A 16,715-nucleotide genomic window follows, 5' to 3' on the forward strand; every position below is an offset into this window, starting at 1 on the left:
AAACTTTTCTATGCTTCCTTTCGGATAGAAGTATCATCTCGTTCTTTTCCGAAAGGTTTTGAAATATAAATCAATATCGGTGTCATCAAATAATCTGCGATGAGAGCCGAAAATAAGCCTACTGCTGCTAGGATTCCTAAGCGAAGGAAGGCATCTATCTGACTTGCCATATACATTAAAAATGTTGCCGATAAAATTATGGTTGTCATTGCGAGTGTTTTTCCGATTGAATAAAACGAGCCGACAATAGCTTTTTCGTATCTTCCTTCTTTTTCAAATAAATATTTTGTGTGGTTTGTAAAATGGATGGTATCATCTACTGCTATACCTAAAATCATGGGCATAAGTGCCATTGTTATCATATCCAGAGGAATGCTAAAGTAGCCCATAATTGCCCCGGTTGTAATAATAGGCATTATGTTGGGGATAAGACCAATGAGCCCCATTTTAAGACTTCCGAATACAATCATCATTAAAATACCGATTGCTCCAAGAGAAGTAAAAAACGATGATATTTCTCCATATACTATTTTATTATTTATTTCTGCGGCGTGGGCTGCTGCTCCCGTTAAGAAGGCATCCGCATCGGGAAAAAGCTCAGCGCATTTTTTATAGACGCTTTCCAAATTGGCGGCAAGTTCGTTTCCGTCAAAAGCTGCAACATCGACGGTCATGCGGAGGGTTCTGAATTCGTCATCAACCCAACGGGAAGTTTCTCCTCCCGATATTTCGTATAAAAATAAGAGCTGGGCCAAAAGTTCTTCATCTTCAGGTATCTTATAAAAGGCAGGATCGTCTGCATGCATTGTCTGATTCATGTCTTTTACAATATCCAAAATAGAAAATATTTTCGGTACGCCGTTATTTAATTTTGTTAATTTAAAACCGCCTATGTGCCGGCTTAATTCTTCCAGTTTTTTTAAGTTTTCCGGCTTTTTTACTGCATCTTCTTCTTTAAAGGTCAGCATTACATTGTAATTAAAATAAGCTCCAAGTTGAGAGTGTGTAATTTCGTAAATACGCTTTACATAGGGAATGCGGGTTCCCATAAAGTTAAAACTGTCCATGTTTACATATATCATAAAGAGGGCAGGAAGACACATAGCCGTTATAATTACAAAAATAATTAAAATGGGTTTTCGTCTTTTTAAAACTGAAATTCCTAAGTTTTCAAAAAGAGTATCAAGTTTTTTATAGCGGGCTGCACTCTTATTTTGTTCAGGTGTACAATCTTTTCCGAAACTCATTAAGATTGGAATTAAGATGCTGACATAAACATAAACGGCAAAGACCATAGCTGCACTTGCAAGTCCCATCCAGTGCATGGGATCTAGGTCAACTGTTAAAAAGGATAAAACCGAAACAACTGTCGTAACAACCGTAAAAAAGAGCGGCCAGCCCGTGTTTTCGATGGACTCGATAACTGCTTCTTTTCGTTTTCCTATCGTGTAAAAACTGTTTCTAAAAGAATTTACAAGATGGATTGAATATCCGACTGAAAGAGCCATTGCAAGGATGATTGGAACGGAAAGCATTTCGGAACTTCCTTCAATGTTTAGATGTCCCATAAGCCCCAAAACCGAAACTATTGCACCTGCTGTAGCTATGATAGGCACAATTGTTCCTCTAAGGGAGCGGGCAAAAATAATGAGAAGAATTATCATGCACATAAAACTAAGGCTTACGCATTTCTTTATGTCCGCATTCATAACAATTTTTTCTTCCGTTTCGGTGTAGGGAAGACCTGCCGGTTTTATTGTGTAGGCTGAGCTTTTATATTTGGGATTATTAACAATATCGATAGCCGTTTCTCCCATGATATACATAAGTTCCTTATCCGAATTTTTCATCCATTCTTCTTTACTCGGGGTTGCTTTAAGAGAAAGAACCAGCCATGTTTCTTTTGCATCACTTGAAACAAGTTTATTTACGATTGATTTTCTCGATAAAATAAAATCCTTTGCTTTTTTTAGTTCGGAAGAGTTTTCAGGTATTCCGTCTTTAAAAGGATTTTTTATCTCGATTCCTTCTTCCGTTCCTACGCTTATATCGATATCGGTTATGGAAGTAACCGAATCCGCATATGGAATCTTCTCTAAAAGTTCATTTCCTATCTCTTTAATCATGTTTAAGACTTCAGGTTTAAAAACATCATCGGATTCGATAAGCAAAACTATACTGTCATTACTTCCAAAAAGCTCTTTAAACCTGTCTTCGTGTTCTTTCATATGATCGTTCAAGTTTACAAAGGCTTCCTCGGTCATTGATGAGGCTCTAAACTTTTTTAAGCCCATTGCAGCAAATACGGTTATGGCTGCTAATAAGATGAGTAAGAGAAAACGGTGTTTTAGCTGAAATTTTGCAATTTTACTAAAAAATTTGTGTATTCCTTCCAATTTCATTTTATGCTTCTCCTTTTAAGTTCATAAGCCGATAGGTTTATGAACCTATAATATTTTTCGCTAAAGAACGCTTACTGTAAGTATATACTTACATATTATGCTTGTCAAGTAAGAAAAGATTTGTTTTTATAAACAGCCTATAGCTTTTCGATGTATTGTATATATTTTATGAATGTGATACAATGTCATTCGTTAGATAAAGACTATGATAATTATTCGGCCTATCTTTTAGAAAAACTGTTTTAATCCCATCATATTTTTTAGCTAAAAGGAGTTTTATATGAATAAAAAGGTACTGGTAGTTGGTGCCGGTATAGCAGGGCTTTCGGCAGCTATCCGATTAAAGCATGCAGGATATGAGGTGGAAATTTTTGAGCAAGGAGCTATGCCCGGCGGAAAGATGCACAGGATTGAGGCTGATGGGCACAGTTTTGATGTAGGTCCGACCCTTGTTATGATGCCTTCCGTTTATAGAGAAATTTTCGAGCTTGCAGGAAAGAATGCGGATGATTATATTCCTATGACAAAGCTTGATCCAATGTATGAGGTTTACTTTAAAGATAAGGATAAGTCTAAGGACTATCGGCATTATGTGCTGAATTCGGATCTTGTAGATTTAATGAAGATTACCGAACAAAAGGGGCCTGAAAATGCACGCGGTTTTCTTTCATATATTTCCGAAATTTATAAAAGATATCAAATTGCTCTGGATCATTTTATAACGAGACCATTTAGAAAATGGTCAGATATATATAATCCGTTTATGCTTCTTCAAGCTATTAAATTAAAGACCTTTGACAGTGCAGACAAGATGATGGCTTCCTTTATGCCGGACAGTGATTTACACAGAATGTTGAGCTTTCAAACCCTTTACATAGGAGTTTCTCCCAAAAAAGGCCCTTCTCTTTACAATATAATTCCTATGATCGAGCTTTTATACGGGGTTTGGTTTATCAAGGGCGGAATGCATACGATGGCTTCTCAAATGGCAAGACTTTTTGAAGAACTTGGAGGCAAGATAAATTATAATTCCAAGGTCGATAAAATATTAACCGAGGGAAAAACCGTTAAGGGGCTTTTGGTAGGCGGAGAAAAAATTGAAGCTCCCTATGTTGTGTGCAATGCAGACTTTCCCTATGCCATGACAAATTTAATTGATGATGAAAAGGTGAGAGGAAAATATAGTCCCGAAAAAATAAATACGATGGACTATTCTTGTTCCTGTCTTGTTTTTTATTGGGGTGTGGAGGGATTCTATCCTGAGCTCCCTGCTCATGCCTTTGTAGTATCCGAAGATCTCGACGATAATCTTAAAAGTATTTTTGACGGAAGAAAAATAAAGGATCCGTCCGTTTATCTTCATATTCCGTCTAATGTAGATCCTTCAATGGCTCCGAAGGATAAGTCGAGTTTTTATCTTTTAATTCCTGTTTCCGAAATTGTAACTTCCCAATATGAATGGAACGAAGAAACTGTAGATTATTACAGGCAAAAAGCTATTGAATCCCTTTCAAAGTTGCCGGGCCTTGCAAATTTAAAAAATTCAATCTCGGTCGAAAAAGTTTTTACTCCCAAAGATTTTGAAAAAAACTTTAACGCCTATAGGGGGGCGACCTTCGGGCTTCAGCCGACATTGACTCAGAGCAACCATCTAAGACCTCAGGCAAAGGCAAAAAACTGCGAGGGCCTTTATTTTTGCGGAAGCAGCACCCATCCGGGAGCCGGTGTCCCTATAGTTATGCAAAGCGGCAAGATCTGTGCAGAAGAGTTACGCCGGGATAATCCCGAGGACAACTTTAGTGATAAATAAGTTTAAAGCAAGGTTCCGCTTGCAAAAATCTTATAAGCAGGCGGAGCTGATTATGAAAGAAAGGGCCGTGAGTTTTTATCAAGCCTTTTCAAATCTTCCGCCTGAAAGGTTTAAGGGTGTCGCTGCCGTTTATGCTTTTTGCAGATATGCGGATGACCTTGTCGATAAGAAGCCGATAGACGGCGGCGAAAAAAACATATTAAAAAGTTTGCTCGATCTTGAAAATGCCCTTAAATTTCTTTATTCCAAGGAATCGGGTAGTGCCCTATATTCCAAAGGGATGGGAGTTAAGCCGAATGACAATCCTGTTTTACAAGAAGATTGGTGGCCTGCCTTTGAACATACGGTAAAAAAATTCGATATTCCTTTAAAGGGATTTTTAATGCAGATAGAGGGGCAGCGTATGGATCTTTCCCCTGATGACATTAAAACCTTTGATGAGTTTATAGAATACTGCCGTCTTGTTGCTTCCTCGGTAGGCCTTATGATGCTTCCCTTTTTGGTAAAGAGCGATAAGGAAATGGATGATGGTTTTGTTAAATCTTGTGAAGATCTGGGAATAGCAATGCAGATTACAAATATCTTGCGGGATGTAGGAGAGGATCTACGCGAAAAAAATAAGCTCTATCTTCCGGCTTCCTTGCTGGAGGAATACGGCATCACTAAGAAGGAACTCGAAGACCTTGCAAGGCAGAGTACTGAGGAATGTATCGAAACCCTTATCCCCCAAAATTTTATTTTGCTTTGGGAAAAGCTCGCTTCGATTGCCGATGATTACTATGCTTCATTTGGAAAAAGGCTTTCTTATTTTCATCCAAGCTGTGTCATGCCTCTTTTTGCCGCTGCAAGAATGTACAGGGGAATTGCAGATGCAGTCAGAGAGGCTTCATATAATTGCTTTACAAAAAGATGCTATACTACAGAAAAAATGCGTAATGCCGTACTTGCTCAAGTGAAAGAGCTAAAGCAGCGTATATAATTTTAGGAGGAACTAAAATGCGGAACATTTTGATTATTCTTATTTCATTTTGTTATATTTTCTTTGTTTTATTTTTATCGGCAGTGGTGTCAAAGTTTACAAAAAAAGATTCCGAAGTGCCGAGAAAACTTATTCATATTTTGGTAGGTAACTGGGTCTTTTTAACTCCTATGCATACCGAACTTTGGGCTGTGCTTTTTGTTCCGTTTGCCTTTATCATTATTAACAGCCTTAACTTAAAGTATAAGTTTCTTTCTTCGATGGAAAGGAGCGATACCAACCCGGGAACCGTGTACTATGCTGTAAGTTTATTTTTTTTATCGGGAGCAAGTTTTATTTTGGGGTGGAAAAGCCTTTCATTTATCGGAATTCTTATTATGGCTTACGGCGACGGTCTTGCAGCCCTTACAGGAAAAAAATGGGGATCGATAAAACCTTTTTCATTTGCAAGGGAGAAAAGTCTTGTAGGTTTTCTTACTGTGCTTATATTTTCTTTTGTAATTACGGCCGCCTGTCTTTATGTTTTTGCTCCTTCGGAAATAGGCCGGGAATTGAGCTTGTTTAGTATTGTGCTTATTGCTTTGTGTACAGCCTTCTTTTCAGCCTTTGTCGAAATTACCGGAAAAAATGGTGCCGATAATTTATCTCTTCCTATAGGATCCGCTTTGTTTGCTTCTCTTTTAATGCACTACGGCAGTTTAGGTTTTTATATTTATATCCTTGCCTCAGTCCTAATTTTATTTGCAGCTTATAAGGCGCGTGCAATAAAACCTGACGGAATTGTTGCAGCTATTATAACTGCGATGACTCTTTACGCTTTAGGAGGGACTTGGATGGGCTTGAGCTTAATAGGCTTTTTTGTTGCAGGAAGTTTTGTAAGCTTTTTAAAAAATCAAACCAAACGCAAGGCTGAAGAATTGCAGGAGGATAATGGACCAAGGTCTTGGATTCAGGTTTTATGTAACTCGCTTCCGGCCTGCATATTACTTTGGCTTTTTTATTTTTTCCCCGAAAAAAAAGTTTTCTTACTTCTTTCATTTGCAGTTTTTTCTGCAGCCAATGCCGATACCTTTTCTTCGGAGTTAGGAATGCTTTGGAAAGGAAGAGTGTTTAACATATTAAACGGGAAAAAACTTGAAAGAGGGCTTTCGGGCGGCGTTTCTTGGGCAGGATTTTGTGCCGGCCTTTTAGGCAGCGTGCTTCTTTCTCTTTTTGCCCTTCCTCAATTCGGGCTCCGAGGAGTGATTTTTATAGCAGTTTTAGGCTTTGCAGGTTCCTTGATAGATAGTTATTTAGGTGCAGCCTTCCAACGCAAATATAAAACACCTGACGGAGTTATTTGGGACAAGAATATCGGGCCTTCAGCTGTTCTTATAAGAGGTTATAAGCTGATAAGCAACAACACCGTAAACCTTTTTACCTTAATTTCAGTTTCGGTTTTAGGATATTTAGCTGCCCATTATTTTTGCAGACTATGTTTTTAATATTGACATAAATAGTTTTAAGCGCTACAATCATAATTGACTTAAGGAGATACCAATGCAAAACAAAACTGCACCGAGATGGGATTTAAAAAATATTTATCCCGATTTTAAATCAAAAGAGTATGCGGAATCAAAAAAGAAAATTCCTGCACTGACTTCAAAGTTTGAAAAGCACTTAAAAGCTTTTTCGGACAAGGACTTAAAAAAATGGCTTATAAAGGCTTTGGATATTTTAAACGAGTTTAATGCCGAATCCGAAACGCTTTATGCCTATGCTTCGGCCGTCTATACAACCGATACCGAAAACAAGGAAGCCCTTTCGGAGATGAATTCCATATCCGAAATCTTTGTTCCGTTTACGCCCCTTGGTGTGCGCTTTTCGAATATCTTGGCTTCCGTTTCCAAAGAAGTGAAGGCCTTGATCAAAAGCGACAAGGATTTAAAATATGCAGCCTTTTATTTGGAAGATACCTTGTTTTGGCAAAAGAAACAAATGAGCGAAGAAGAGGAAGCCTTGGCTGCCGACCTTGCCCGCTCAGGCTCTTCGGCTTGGAGCAAATTACAGAGCATGCTGACTTCGACGGCTTCCTGTGTTTGGGATGAAAAAACTAAAGAAGAAAAGACCTTGGTTCAGCTTAGAGCGATGGCCTATGACAAGGATGAGGCTGTCCGCGAAAAGGCCTTTAAAAAAGAGCTTGAACTTTGCAAGTCGATAGAAAAGCCCGTTGCCGCAGCCTTGAACGGCGTAAAGGGAGCTTCCATTACCTTAAACAAGAGGCGCAACTGGAAGGGAGGCACAATCGAAAAATCCGTAAGGCAGGCAAATATAAGTCAAAAAACGCTCGACTCCTTAATTTCCGCCATCGAAGATTCTCTTCCCTCATGGAGAAAATATTTAAAGGCTAAGGCCATGCTTCTCGGCAAAAAGGACTTACCCTTTTATGATCTCTTTGCTCCCGTTTCAAAATCATTCCCCACATATACTTGGGAAGAAGCAAAGGCCTTGGTAATCGAAAACTTTTCTTCGTTTTCAAAGAACATGGGAGATTTTGCAAAGAAGGCCTTCGATTCAAATTGGATAGACGGAGAGGTCCGTAACGGCAAGGTCGGCGGAGCCTATTGTACTCATTTCCCCGTAACAAAGGAACCGAGAGTTCTTTGCAACTTTGACGGCTCTTTTTCTTCGGTCAGCACCCTTGCACACGAGCTGGGACACGCCTTCCACTTTAACGTTGTGAAGAATATGCCCGTTATAAATCAAAGCTATCCTATGACTCTTGCCGAGACCGCTTCTATCTTTGCCGAAACCATCTTGTTTGAAAGCGAAATCAAAAAGATGAATGAAGAGCAAAAAACTGCCCTCTTGGAGATTCACCTTCAAGACGGATGTCAGGTCTTGGTCGATATCCTTTCTCGTTTTTATTTTGAACGGTCCTTTATGGAAGAAAGAGAAAAGCATGAACTCACAGCTGAGGACTGCTGCCGTCTTATGCTTGAAGCTCAAAAGAAAAGCTACGGAAACGGGCTTGATTCTAAATTGCTTCATCCTTATATGTGGCTTGTTAAGGGACATTATTATTCTGCAGGCTTGGGCTTTTATAACTTCCCCTATGCCTTCGGACAGCTCTTTGCCCTCGGTCTTTATAACCGCTACAAGAAGGAAGGACCAAAGTTTACTTCTGTCTATGAGGATATTTTAAGCAAAACCGGAATGATGGATGCCGTAAAGGTAACCAATAGTGCGGGCTTTAATATCGAGACGCCGGACTTCTGGAAAGAAGGAATAAAGATTTTTACCGACGAGATAAGCGAATTTGAAAAGCTCGTAAAAAAAGCAAAGAAAAAATAAGTTAATTAAAAGCCCCGATTGATTTCTTTGTGAGGAAACCAAGCGGGGCTTTTTGATTTTAAATATGTCTTTTTATTTTGAGGCTTTAAAATAAATTTTGAACGAGTTTTCCGCCGTCCGTTTCAGGGTCCTTGGTGCTCAGGTACTCCGAAATGTCTACATCCTTTTTATAATAGTCAAGCATGTCCTTGTTTTTTTCGAAGAAATGCTTTACGGCTATTTTAAAGAATTCCATACAGACTCTGGCATCGTCTTCGGCGCGGTGGGCATTTATTGCTTGAACACCGAACTGCACTGCAAGGTTTTGAAGGGCATAGCTTTGTAAGCCGGGCAGGGTTTCCCGTGCAAAGGTGAGGGTGTCAAAGACCTTGTTTGTAAGCTTTGTTTTTCCGCACCTTTCAAGCTCGCAGTTTATAAAGTTTATGTCGAAGTTTGCATTATGGGCAACGAGAACAGTGTTGCGGATAAAGTCCAAGAAGTCGGGCAGAACTTCCGCGAATTTGGGCTGACCTGCGAGCATCTCGTCGGTTATTTGATTTACCTTTCCCGCCTCGGGAGGCATGGGTTTTTCGGGATCTATCAAAACATTGTAACGGGCAATAACTCCCCTGACATCGAATTTTACGCAGCCGATTTCGACCACTCTTTCAGCCTTGGCCTCCGTTCCCGTTGTTTCGGTATCGAAGGCCGTAAAAACAGCCTTATCATATACGGCGCTAATCCAATCGTAAGAGCTCATTATGCGTTTAGTACTCCGTTAAATTCTTTTTCGAATTCGGCAATCTTTTTATCCGATTGTTTTTTGGCTTCTTCAACAGAAGAAACAACCTTCTCGGAATGAATTATGTAGATCTTTATCTTGGGTTCGGTTCCGCTCGGCCTTATGCAGATTATCGAGCCATCTTCCAAATAGTATTGAAGAACATTGCTCTTAGGTAAGGAAACTGTAGTTTTTTTGGCAGGCTCTAATGGAGAGTACTCCGTGCTTTCCTGAATATCCCTTATGGTCTTTACCTTCACTCCGGCAATTTCGCTCAAGTTTCTTTCTCTTACCCTGACCATCATGTCCTGCATAATCTTCAATCCTTCCGCTCCGGGGTATACCATGTTGATGGTCTTTTCTCCGTAAAAGGCAAATTCCGAAAAGATTTCGTTTAATCGGTCTAAGAGACTTTTACCCTTGCTCCTCCAATAGAGGGTCATCTCTGCACAAATTGCAGATGCGGCAATTCCGTCTTTATCCCGTATTTCGGTTCCGAAATTGTAGCCGAAGCTTTCTTCGTATCCGTAAAGATAGGTGTGGGAACCGGTGCTTACCATGCGTTCGGCGATACCGCAGATCCACTTAAAACCTGTGAGACATTCTTCGCTCTTAACATTATACTTGGCGGCGATTAAATCGCTTAAGGGGGAGGTTACTATGGAGCGTACTATCGCTGCGTTTTGGGGGAGCTTATTTTTTTCTTTTAATGTGAGACAGATATAATCTGCAAAGAGGGCTCCCATCTGGTTGCCGCTTATAAGCTGCATTTCGCCCGCGGCGTTTTTGACTGCACAGGCAAAGCGGTCGGCATCGGGATCGGTGGCCATCAAAATATCGGCTCCTTCCTTTATAGCCAAGTCCATAGCCATCTTTAAGGCTTTCGGATCTTCGGGGTTGGGATAGCTTACCGTCGGGAAATTCCCGTCAGGTTCGCGCTGTTCGGGAACGCTTATAACATTGAAGCCCATTTCGCCCAGAACCTTTTCGACATGTACGGCTCCTGTTCCGTGAAGGGGAGTGTAAACTATCTTCACCTTGGAAGCCATATCCTTAATTATTTCTTGACGGCTGAGTTTTTCTTTCAGCATGGCCCAGTACTTTTCGTCGATTTCCTTATCGATGATTACGAGCTTGCCCTTTTTAAGAGCTTCTTCTTCGCTCATCATTTTAATAGAAGAAACCTCTCCCACCTTTTTGATGATGCCTGAATCATGGGGCGGGGTAATCTGGGCTCCGTCCGACCAGTAAGCCTTGTAGCCGTTATATTCCGGAGGATTGTGTGAGGCGGTTACTACAATTCCCGTATCGCAGCCGAGTTCCCTTATGGCATAAGAAAGTTCAGGTGTAGGTCTTAAACTTGAAAAAAGATAACAGCGGATATTGTTTGCCGCAAAGATGAGGGCAGCCGTTTTTGCAAAGACATCCGAAAAGCGCCTTGAATCGTATGCAATTACGGCACTCAAAGAGCCGGCCTTGGCCTTGTCAGCCTTTGCTTCTATTAAGTAATCGGCAAGGCCCTGAGTTGCATTTTTTATTACGAAAGGATTCATGCGGTTTGTGCCTCCCCCGATAATGCCTCTTAAACCTGCCGTTCCGAATTCCAAGTCCCTGTAAAAGCGGTCATATAATTCCTTTTCATCGTTTTTTTCGATTAAAGATTTAACCTCATCGGCAAATTTTACTTCCCTTTCTTCGGAAATATATTTTTTTGCTCTATTTAGTACTTCATTTTTATCCATAAAAAGTCCTCCGCAATTTGTAAAATCAATAGGATTATATCACAGTTAAGCGGAATTCTTCAAGGGCAAGAACTAAAACCGTTTACAAAAAATCGGGAAGGTATTTTATCCACTGTCTCAAAGCTGCCGCTTCTTCGATATGGGCCAATGAGATATTTTCGCTCGACTCGATGTCGGCTATTGTGCGGGATATTTTTAAGAGGGCGTGGCTTCCCCGGCCTGAAAGTTTTTTTGCTTCTACGATTGCAGAAAAAAAACGTTCCGCTTCGGCACTCATTTTGCAAACTTCTGCCGTTTCTTGAGGTGAGAGTTTTGCGTTTTCATAAATTGTGTTTTGCACTTTTTTCTCCTTATTTATAAATCTTAATCTTTCCCATTGAATGAGCCTTGCGTTCTTTATTTTTTGTCTCATCGTTTGGGTAGAATATTTTGCCTCTGCCAAAATATTTTCAGGTTTGGGCGGAAGGACGGGAACCCTTATGTCGATTCTGTCCAAGAGGGGGGCGGTGAGTTTTTTCCAATATTTTTCGATTTCGTAGGGGAGGCAGGTACATATTTTTCCCATTGCCCCGAAGTTTCCGCAGGGGCAGGGGTTGACGGCAAGGAGGAGCTGAAAGCGGGCAGGGAAGGTACTTGATCTTCCGGCACGGCTCAAGGTTACGCTTCCCGTTTCCAATGGAGAGCGGAGGCTTTGTAAAACGCTTGCCTTAAACTGAGCCGCCTCATCCAAAAAAAGAACTCCGCCGTGGGCGAGGGAGACCTCACCCGGCATACATTTTCCTGCCCCGCCGATGATGCCTTCCATACTTGCATTTTGGGAGGGCATCCTAAAGGGCGGTCTTTTTAAAAGGCGGGAGTTCGGTGCCGATTGGGGCAAAAGCCCTGCGATGCTGTAAATGCGGGTTGTTTCCATTGCCGTTTTTTCGTCCATGTCGGGGAGAAGGAGATGAAAGCGGCTTAGAGATAAAGTCTTCCCGCAGCCGGGAGGCCCGTAGGCTATGAGATTGTGTCCTCCTGCCGCCGCTATTTCGAGCGCACGGATTAGACTGTCCTGTCCGCGGATATCCTCAAAGCCCCTGACCAAGCCGAGCCCTTTTTTTTCGTCTTTTTGAAAATCGAAATTTTCTATTTTGTGTGCATCGTTATCTTCATCGCTCCATACAAAAAGAGGGACTGCCTCTGTACCGGAAAAGTTCTTTTTTTTGAAGCAGCTCGGCCTTTCTGCAAGTCGGCCGCTTTCTATTTGGTAAAAAAATTCCAGGGCTTCGATTAGGTCTGATACTCCGAATACGCTGATGCCTTCTTCGATGAGGGCCTCGGCCTCGTTTTCTTTCGGAACGATAAAGTATTTGATGCCCTGCGAGCGGGCTGCCGAGATGGCTCCTATGAGCCCGCGCAGAGGCCTTACCCTGCCTGAAAGCTCAAGCTCGCCCATAATCATCACGGACTTTTCGGCCATCTCTTCACCTTTTGGAACGATGGTTTGAGCTTCCTGTTTTGCCGCATCAGAATTGTTTGCTGCCTCTTTTGCAGTTAAGACGGCTATTGCAATAGGAAGATCAAAGCCGCTCCCTTCTTTTTTTTGATCGGCAGGGCTTAAATTGATCAAAATCCTGTTTAAAGGGAATTCAAGCCCCGAATTCCTGATGGCAGCCCTCATCCTATCCCTCGCTTCCTTTACGGCAGAACCGGGGAGCCCCACTATGTCGATAACCGGCAAGCCCCGCCTTAAATCCGCCTCAACCTTAATCAATTCTCCTTCATACCCGAATGACGAAAAACTTAAAATTTCCATTGCTAAATCTCTCCTATCTTTTAATAATCAAAATTTGCGACGTTTTTCATAAGCCGTTAAAATGTAAGGGCTTATGAAAAACTCGTCAGGCATATCGAAAAAACAACAAGTTTTTTCGATATGCCGTTCTACTATTATTTTAGAAAAAAAAGACTTTATGTAGCATAATTTGTAAAAGAAAGTTTTTGGAATTTTGAGGTTGGTTGATTTACGGTAATAGATAGCCGAAACGCTTCATTGCCCCTTGTTCCTTTTTGATTTTAGTACTATAATGCTTACAATTATCAATAGAATAGGAGTTTTTTTATGCGAAGGGAACATGACTTGCTCGGAGAGTTGGATATTCCGGAAGATGCTTATTACGGCATTCAGACTTTCCGAAGTGTTGAAAATTTTCAAATTACGGGCTTAAGGCTCTGTGATTTTCCCGATTTTATTAAGGGGCTTGCTTATACAAAACAGGCAGCAGCCGAGGCGAACCACGAGCTCGGCTATTTAAGCGATGAAGTTTACAAGGCTATGATTCAGGCTTGCAAAGAAGTTGCCGAAGGTAAATTCGACAAGGAATTTGTAGTCGATATGATTCAAGGCGGTGCCGGAACTTCTACCAATATGAACGCAAACGAAGTTATCGCCAACCGTGCAAACGAAATTTTAGGAAAGGCTAAGGGAACTTATTCACCCTGTCATCCCAATAATCATGTAAACTTTGCCCAATCCACAAACGACGCCTATCCTACAGGCGCAAAGTTGGGTATCTCGCTAAATACACCGGCTCTTATCGATGAACTCAAAGCCCTTGTTTCTTCTTTTAGAAAAAAGGCTGAAGAGCTCGGCGACAATATAAAGATGGGAAGAACTCAGCTTCAAGATGCCGTACCCATGACCCTCGGCCAAGAGTTTGAATCCTATGCCGCTTCTTTGGAAAGCGAAATTCCTCAGATTCAATTTGCAAGGGAAAATCTTCACACCATAAACATGGGAGCCACTGCTATCGGAACAGGCATCAACTCGGATCCTAACTATACGCCTAAGGTAACCTCTCATTTGGCAAAGATTTCGGGGCTCGACTTAAAGGCTGCAAAGAATATGATTGCCGCCACAAACGACACCTCCGACTTTGTAACTTATTCTTCACAATTAAAACGCCTTGCTGCAAAACTTTCAAAGATATGCAGCGACTTACGCCTTCTTTCTTCTGGACCCAGAACAGGACTTTACGATATAAGCCTTCCTCCGATGCAGCCCGGTTCTTCTATCATGCCCGGAAAGGTAAACCCCGTTATCCCGGAAGTTGTAAATCAGGTTTGCTACAGGGTTATCGGAAACGATACTGCCGTTGTTTTGGCTGCCGAGTCGGGCCAGCTCGAGCTCAACGTTTTTGAACCGGTTATGATTTATTCTGTCTTCGAGTCTATTAAGCTTCTTATAAATGCTATGAAGACCTTGAGAGAAAGATGCGTTACAGGCATTATAGGAAACTATGAGCATTGTAAGGAGAGCGTTCACCGAAGCATCGGCTTGGTTACTGCCTTAAACCCCGTCATCGGCTATGAAGCTTCCTCCGATATTGCAAAGACAGCCTTGCGCGACAACCGCAGCGTTTACGAGCTTGTTTTGGAAAGAGGTCTTCTTTCAAAAGAAAAATTGGACGAGGTTTTAAAACCCGAAAACATGACAAAGCCCAGAAAACTTTAGTCTATAATCGTTATTTCGACGCGTCTATTTTGGGTGCGTCCTTCTTCGGTGCCGTTCGGAGCAAGAGGCCTTGTTCCGCCGGCACCTTGATAAATAAACCTTTCCGCAGATATTCCCTTTTCTGTAAGTTTTTCGATTACGGTCTTAGCCCTTTCTTGGGATAGAATTTTTTCTTCTTCAGGTCTGCCGACATCTGCTGTGTGTCCTTCCACAAAAAAGAAACTGCCGTCCGACTCCTTTAAAATTTTTGCAATCTCGTCAAGCTTCGCTTCTTCTCCTTTTAAAAGAACCGCTCTATCAGGTTCAAATTGAAGATTTTTAAGTTTCAGCATTGTGCCTCGTTTTGTTTTGCTTACCTCAAAATCCTTATTGGGAGTAATTTCAATATTTTTCTCTTTTGAGGGGATATTTTGAGAAGGCGATGTTTGTGCGTAGTAACCTTGAATAGGAGAATTTCCCGTGTAAGAATAAAAATGAAGCAAAAAGCCTCGGTGTTTTATTTTTTTTCCGCCGGAATAAAAAAACTCTTCATCTATTTTTTCGCGTATAAAAATGGGTCTCTTTGCATCGTCAAGGTAGATGTCTGCCTTTCTTCCGCCTTCCGATCTTATAAGTTCTTCATCGCCAAGTATATCGGTACCCTTATACCGCAGGCCGAAGGCTGCTTCTACATGGTTAACACTTTTGCCGTTAAAAATAGTTTTTCCCTTATACTTAAAACCGGCGTTTACGGGGATTCGAGTAGCATTTTTTTCGGGTTTGGGTTTTACGGCAATAGTGCTTTTCCCTTTCCATGTTTTTCCTACATCCTCCGGAGTAAAAGCTTTTTCGGGCAAAATAGGAAAATTCCTTAAAAGGGGATAGCCTTCATCTTCCGTAAAGATTTGCGGCTGGTAAGGATTTTCTATATCTTCTTCATCTTGTGCCGGAATAAATTTAAAAGAAATAGGTAAGATTGAATCTATAGGCAAGGCAGCTTTATGTCCGTTTTTTCGGCTTTTTTGAAGAACAAAGGCTTCTCCTTCGTAAAGATAGCCGGCTCCGGTACCGAGATTTGTTTCGCTCATGTAAAGGCGCGTTTCTCTGGAAGTAAGCCCTGCATATTTTCCGTCAACATAAACGGAGTAATCGGCTCTTTCCGTAATTATTATTTTTCCTTGTGATAAATTTTCTTGGGCCAAAAGAAGGTTTAAATAAAAAATCAAAATGAGACAAATTAAGAAGAACTTTTTTGTGAAGGGGTGTTTTGCCTTTAAATTCCAAAATGTCATTAGCTTTTTTGCCTTTCTACAGTTTTTCTATTTCTTCTTTACTAAGTCCTGTAACCTGTTCAATCTTTTGGCTTGAATCTCCCAGCTGCTTTAATAGTTTAGCTGTCTCGAGTTTGTTTTGGTAGGCCCCATCAGCAAAGCCCTTCTGAATACCCTGTGTAACGCCTTCTTGATAACCGATGTGTTTCCACGAAGCTTTATCGTGTTCATATTTCATTCTGTTTTCATAAAGCCATTTTTCTTTGGGACTCATTTCCATTATGTTTATTGTCGCATTTGCTTTTGCCATCATTGATGATTCTTGTGCCAACATATCACGCACCTCCTGACTATCTGTTTTTATAAACATAAGCCAATTATAAAGTTTCTTTTTCTTTTCATCGTATTCAATATGTTCTTCTTGTTCTTTAACCTTGGCTAGGTTTAAAAAGTGGATTTCAAGCTCATCTGAAAGCTTATCGTTTAAATGTTTTTCAACTACATTATACTCGCTGTGAATCAGATTGTTTAAATCAAAGCCTTCACCCACTATGTTTATTGTAATACATTTAGGTAATTTTGTATACACTTCCCCTGTTTTTAAGTTTTCGGTGTACATTTTAGCCCAGTAAAAGATAGTACGCTGAACAAACTCGCTGTTCCACCTGTTTTGTATTTCGATATCAATAATCGTATTGTTTTTTAGACTCAATTTTACATCTAGAATACCGCTTTTATCGCTTATAGAGTCCTTATGAAACTCCTTATCTAAGAGCTCCAACGCTGCGATGCTCTCAGGCGGAATATCCAGTATACATTCCAATAAATCCTGTAGTACATCCTTGTTTTCCTCCACTCCGAATACTCGCTTAAATGCATAGTCATTTCGGAGGGTAATGTGAAAAAGTTTTTCCATTTCTTACCTCTCATAAAAACTATTTGAACG

The 16,715-nt window shown here is 40.8% G+C and carries 11 protein-coding genes; 5 read left to right on the top strand and 6 right to left on the bottom strand.

Annotated elements, in window-relative coordinates; translation table 11 throughout:
- Positions 1 to 8: 8 nt before the first annotated feature.
- Positions 9 to 2,402 carry an efflux RND transporter permease subunit gene (locus E4O07_RS03725; protein ID WP_253687472.1) on the bottom strand — a complete coding sequence of 798 codons (2,394 nt, stop codon included), beginning with the start codon at positions 2,400 to 2,402 and terminating at the stop codon, positions 9 to 11.
- 280 nt (positions 2,403 to 2,682) lie between these two features.
- Here E4O07_RS03725 and E4O07_RS03730 point away from each other — a divergent pair, with 280 nt between their 5' ends.
- From E4O07_RS03730 to E4O07_RS03745, 4 genes are read left to right on the top strand one after another with little or no spacing between them, the layout of a single operon-like run.
- Positions 2,683 to 4,212, top strand: coding sequence for a phytoene desaturase family protein (locus E4O07_RS03730; RefSeq protein ID WP_253687473.1), 1,530 nt, complete (start codon positions 2,683 to 2,685; stop codon positions 4,210 to 4,212).
- 52 nt (positions 4,213 to 4,264) lie between these two features.
- A complete protein-coding gene (locus tag E4O07_RS03735) occupies positions 4,265 to 5,191 on the top strand; it encodes a phytoene/squalene synthase family protein (protein WP_253687474.1) in 927 nt (308 codons plus the stop codon).
- A 17-nt stretch (positions 5,192 to 5,208) separates the two neighbouring features.
- Positions 5,209 to 6,675, top strand: a complete 1,467-nt coding sequence (locus E4O07_RS03740) for a DUF92 domain-containing protein (RefSeq protein ID WP_253687475.1) — start codon at positions 5,209 to 5,211, stop codon at positions 6,673 to 6,675.
- A gap of 55 nt (positions 6,676 to 6,730) precedes the next feature.
- Positions 6,731 to 8,524 (top strand): M3 family oligoendopeptidase, encoded by a 1,794-nt coding sequence (locus E4O07_RS03745; RefSeq protein ID WP_253687476.1) that lies wholly within the window; start codon positions 6,731 to 6,733, stop codon positions 8,522 to 8,524.
- Positions 8,525 to 8,609: 85 nt separating this feature from the next.
- On the opposite strand, the gene E4O07_RS03750 is transcribed toward E4O07_RS03745, so the two are convergent.
- The 3 genes from E4O07_RS03750 to E4O07_RS03760 all read right to left on the bottom strand — a co-directional run bounded on the left by E4O07_RS03750 (position 8,610) and on the right by E4O07_RS03760 (position 12,821).
- Positions 8,610 to 9,263, bottom strand: coding sequence for a 3'-5' exonuclease (locus tag E4O07_RS03750; protein ID WP_253687477.1), 654 nt, complete (start codon positions 9,261 to 9,263; stop codon positions 8,610 to 8,612).
- Positions 9,263 to 11,026 (bottom strand): phospho-sugar mutase, encoded by a 1,764-nt coding sequence (locus tag E4O07_RS03755; RefSeq protein WP_253687478.1) that lies wholly within the window; start codon positions 11,024 to 11,026, stop codon positions 9,263 to 9,265. Before E4O07_RS03755 ends, E4O07_RS03750 begins: the two co-directional genes overlap by 1 nt.
- Before the next feature lie 82 nt (positions 11,027 to 11,108).
- Positions 11,109 to 12,821, bottom strand: coding sequence for a YifB family Mg chelatase-like AAA ATPase (locus E4O07_RS03760; RefSeq protein ID WP_253687479.1), 1,713 nt, complete (start codon positions 12,819 to 12,821; stop codon positions 11,109 to 11,111).
- Positions 12,822 to 13,127: 306 nt separating this feature from the next.
- Between E4O07_RS03760 and E4O07_RS03765 the strand changes: the two genes are divergently transcribed.
- Positions 13,128 to 14,519: an aspartate ammonia-lyase gene (locus E4O07_RS03765; protein WP_253687480.1), complete on the top strand. Its 1,392-nt coding sequence runs from the start codon at positions 13,128 to 13,130 to the stop codon at positions 14,517 to 14,519.
- Here the strand turns inward: E4O07_RS03765 and E4O07_RS03770 are convergent.
- Together E4O07_RS03770 and E4O07_RS03775 are read right to left on the bottom strand one after the other, a co-directional pair.
- On the bottom strand, positions 14,516 to 15,790 hold the full coding sequence (locus tag E4O07_RS03770) for an OmpA family protein (protein ID WP_371921950.1): 1,275 nt from the start codon (positions 15,788 to 15,790) through the stop codon (positions 14,516 to 14,518). The genes E4O07_RS03765 and E4O07_RS03770 overlap by 4 nt on opposite strands.
- A gap of 16 nt (positions 15,791 to 15,806) precedes the next feature.
- Positions 15,807 to 16,685, bottom strand: coding sequence for an Rpn family recombination-promoting nuclease/putative transposase (locus E4O07_RS03775; protein WP_253687482.1), 879 nt, complete (start codon positions 16,683 to 16,685; stop codon positions 15,807 to 15,809).
- Between the last annotated feature and the right edge of the window lie 30 nt (positions 16,686 to 16,715).

This window comes from Treponema sp. OMZ 798, from assembly GCF_024181385.1.
Taxonomy (GTDB): Bacteria; Spirochaetota; Spirochaetia; order Treponematales; family Treponemataceae; genus Treponema_B.

Coding starts and splice junctions, on each gene's coding strand:
- E4O07_RS03725 (WP_253687472.1), bottom strand. CDS start 2,402: ATGAAATTGGAAGGAATACACAAATTTTTTAGTAAAATTGCAAAATTT.
- E4O07_RS03730 (WP_253687473.1), top strand. CDS start 2,683: ATGAATAAAAAGGTACTGGTAGTTGGTGCCGGTATAGCAGGGCTTTCG.
- E4O07_RS03735 (WP_253687474.1), top strand. CDS start 4,265: ATGAAAGAAAGGGCCGTGAGTTTTTATCAAGCCTTTTCAAATCTTCCG.
- E4O07_RS03740 (WP_253687475.1), top strand. CDS start 5,209: ATGCGGAACATTTTGATTATTCTTATTTCATTTTGTTATATTTTCTTT.
- E4O07_RS03745 (WP_253687476.1), top strand. CDS start 6,731: ATGCAAAACAAAACTGCACCGAGATGGGATTTAAAAAATATTTATCCC.
- E4O07_RS03750 (WP_253687477.1), bottom strand. CDS start 9,263: ATGAGCTCTTACGATTGGATTAGCGCCGTATATGATAAGGCTGTTTTT.
- E4O07_RS03755 (WP_253687478.1), bottom strand. CDS start 11,026: ATGGATAAAAATGAAGTACTAAATAGAGCAAAAAAATATATTTCCGAA.
- E4O07_RS03760 (WP_253687479.1), bottom strand. CDS start 12,821: ATGGAAATTTTAAGTTTTTCGTCATTCGGGTATGAAGGAGAATTGATT.
- E4O07_RS03765 (WP_253687480.1), top strand. CDS start 13,128: ATGCGAAGGGAACATGACTTGCTCGGAGAGTTGGATATTCCGGAAGAT.
- E4O07_RS03770 (WP_371921950.1), bottom strand. CDS start 15,790: ATGACATTTTGGAATTTAAAGGCAAAACACCCCTTCACAAAAAAGTTC.
- E4O07_RS03775 (WP_253687482.1), bottom strand. CDS start 16,685: ATGGAAAAACTTTTTCACATTACCCTCCGAAATGACTATGCATTTAAG.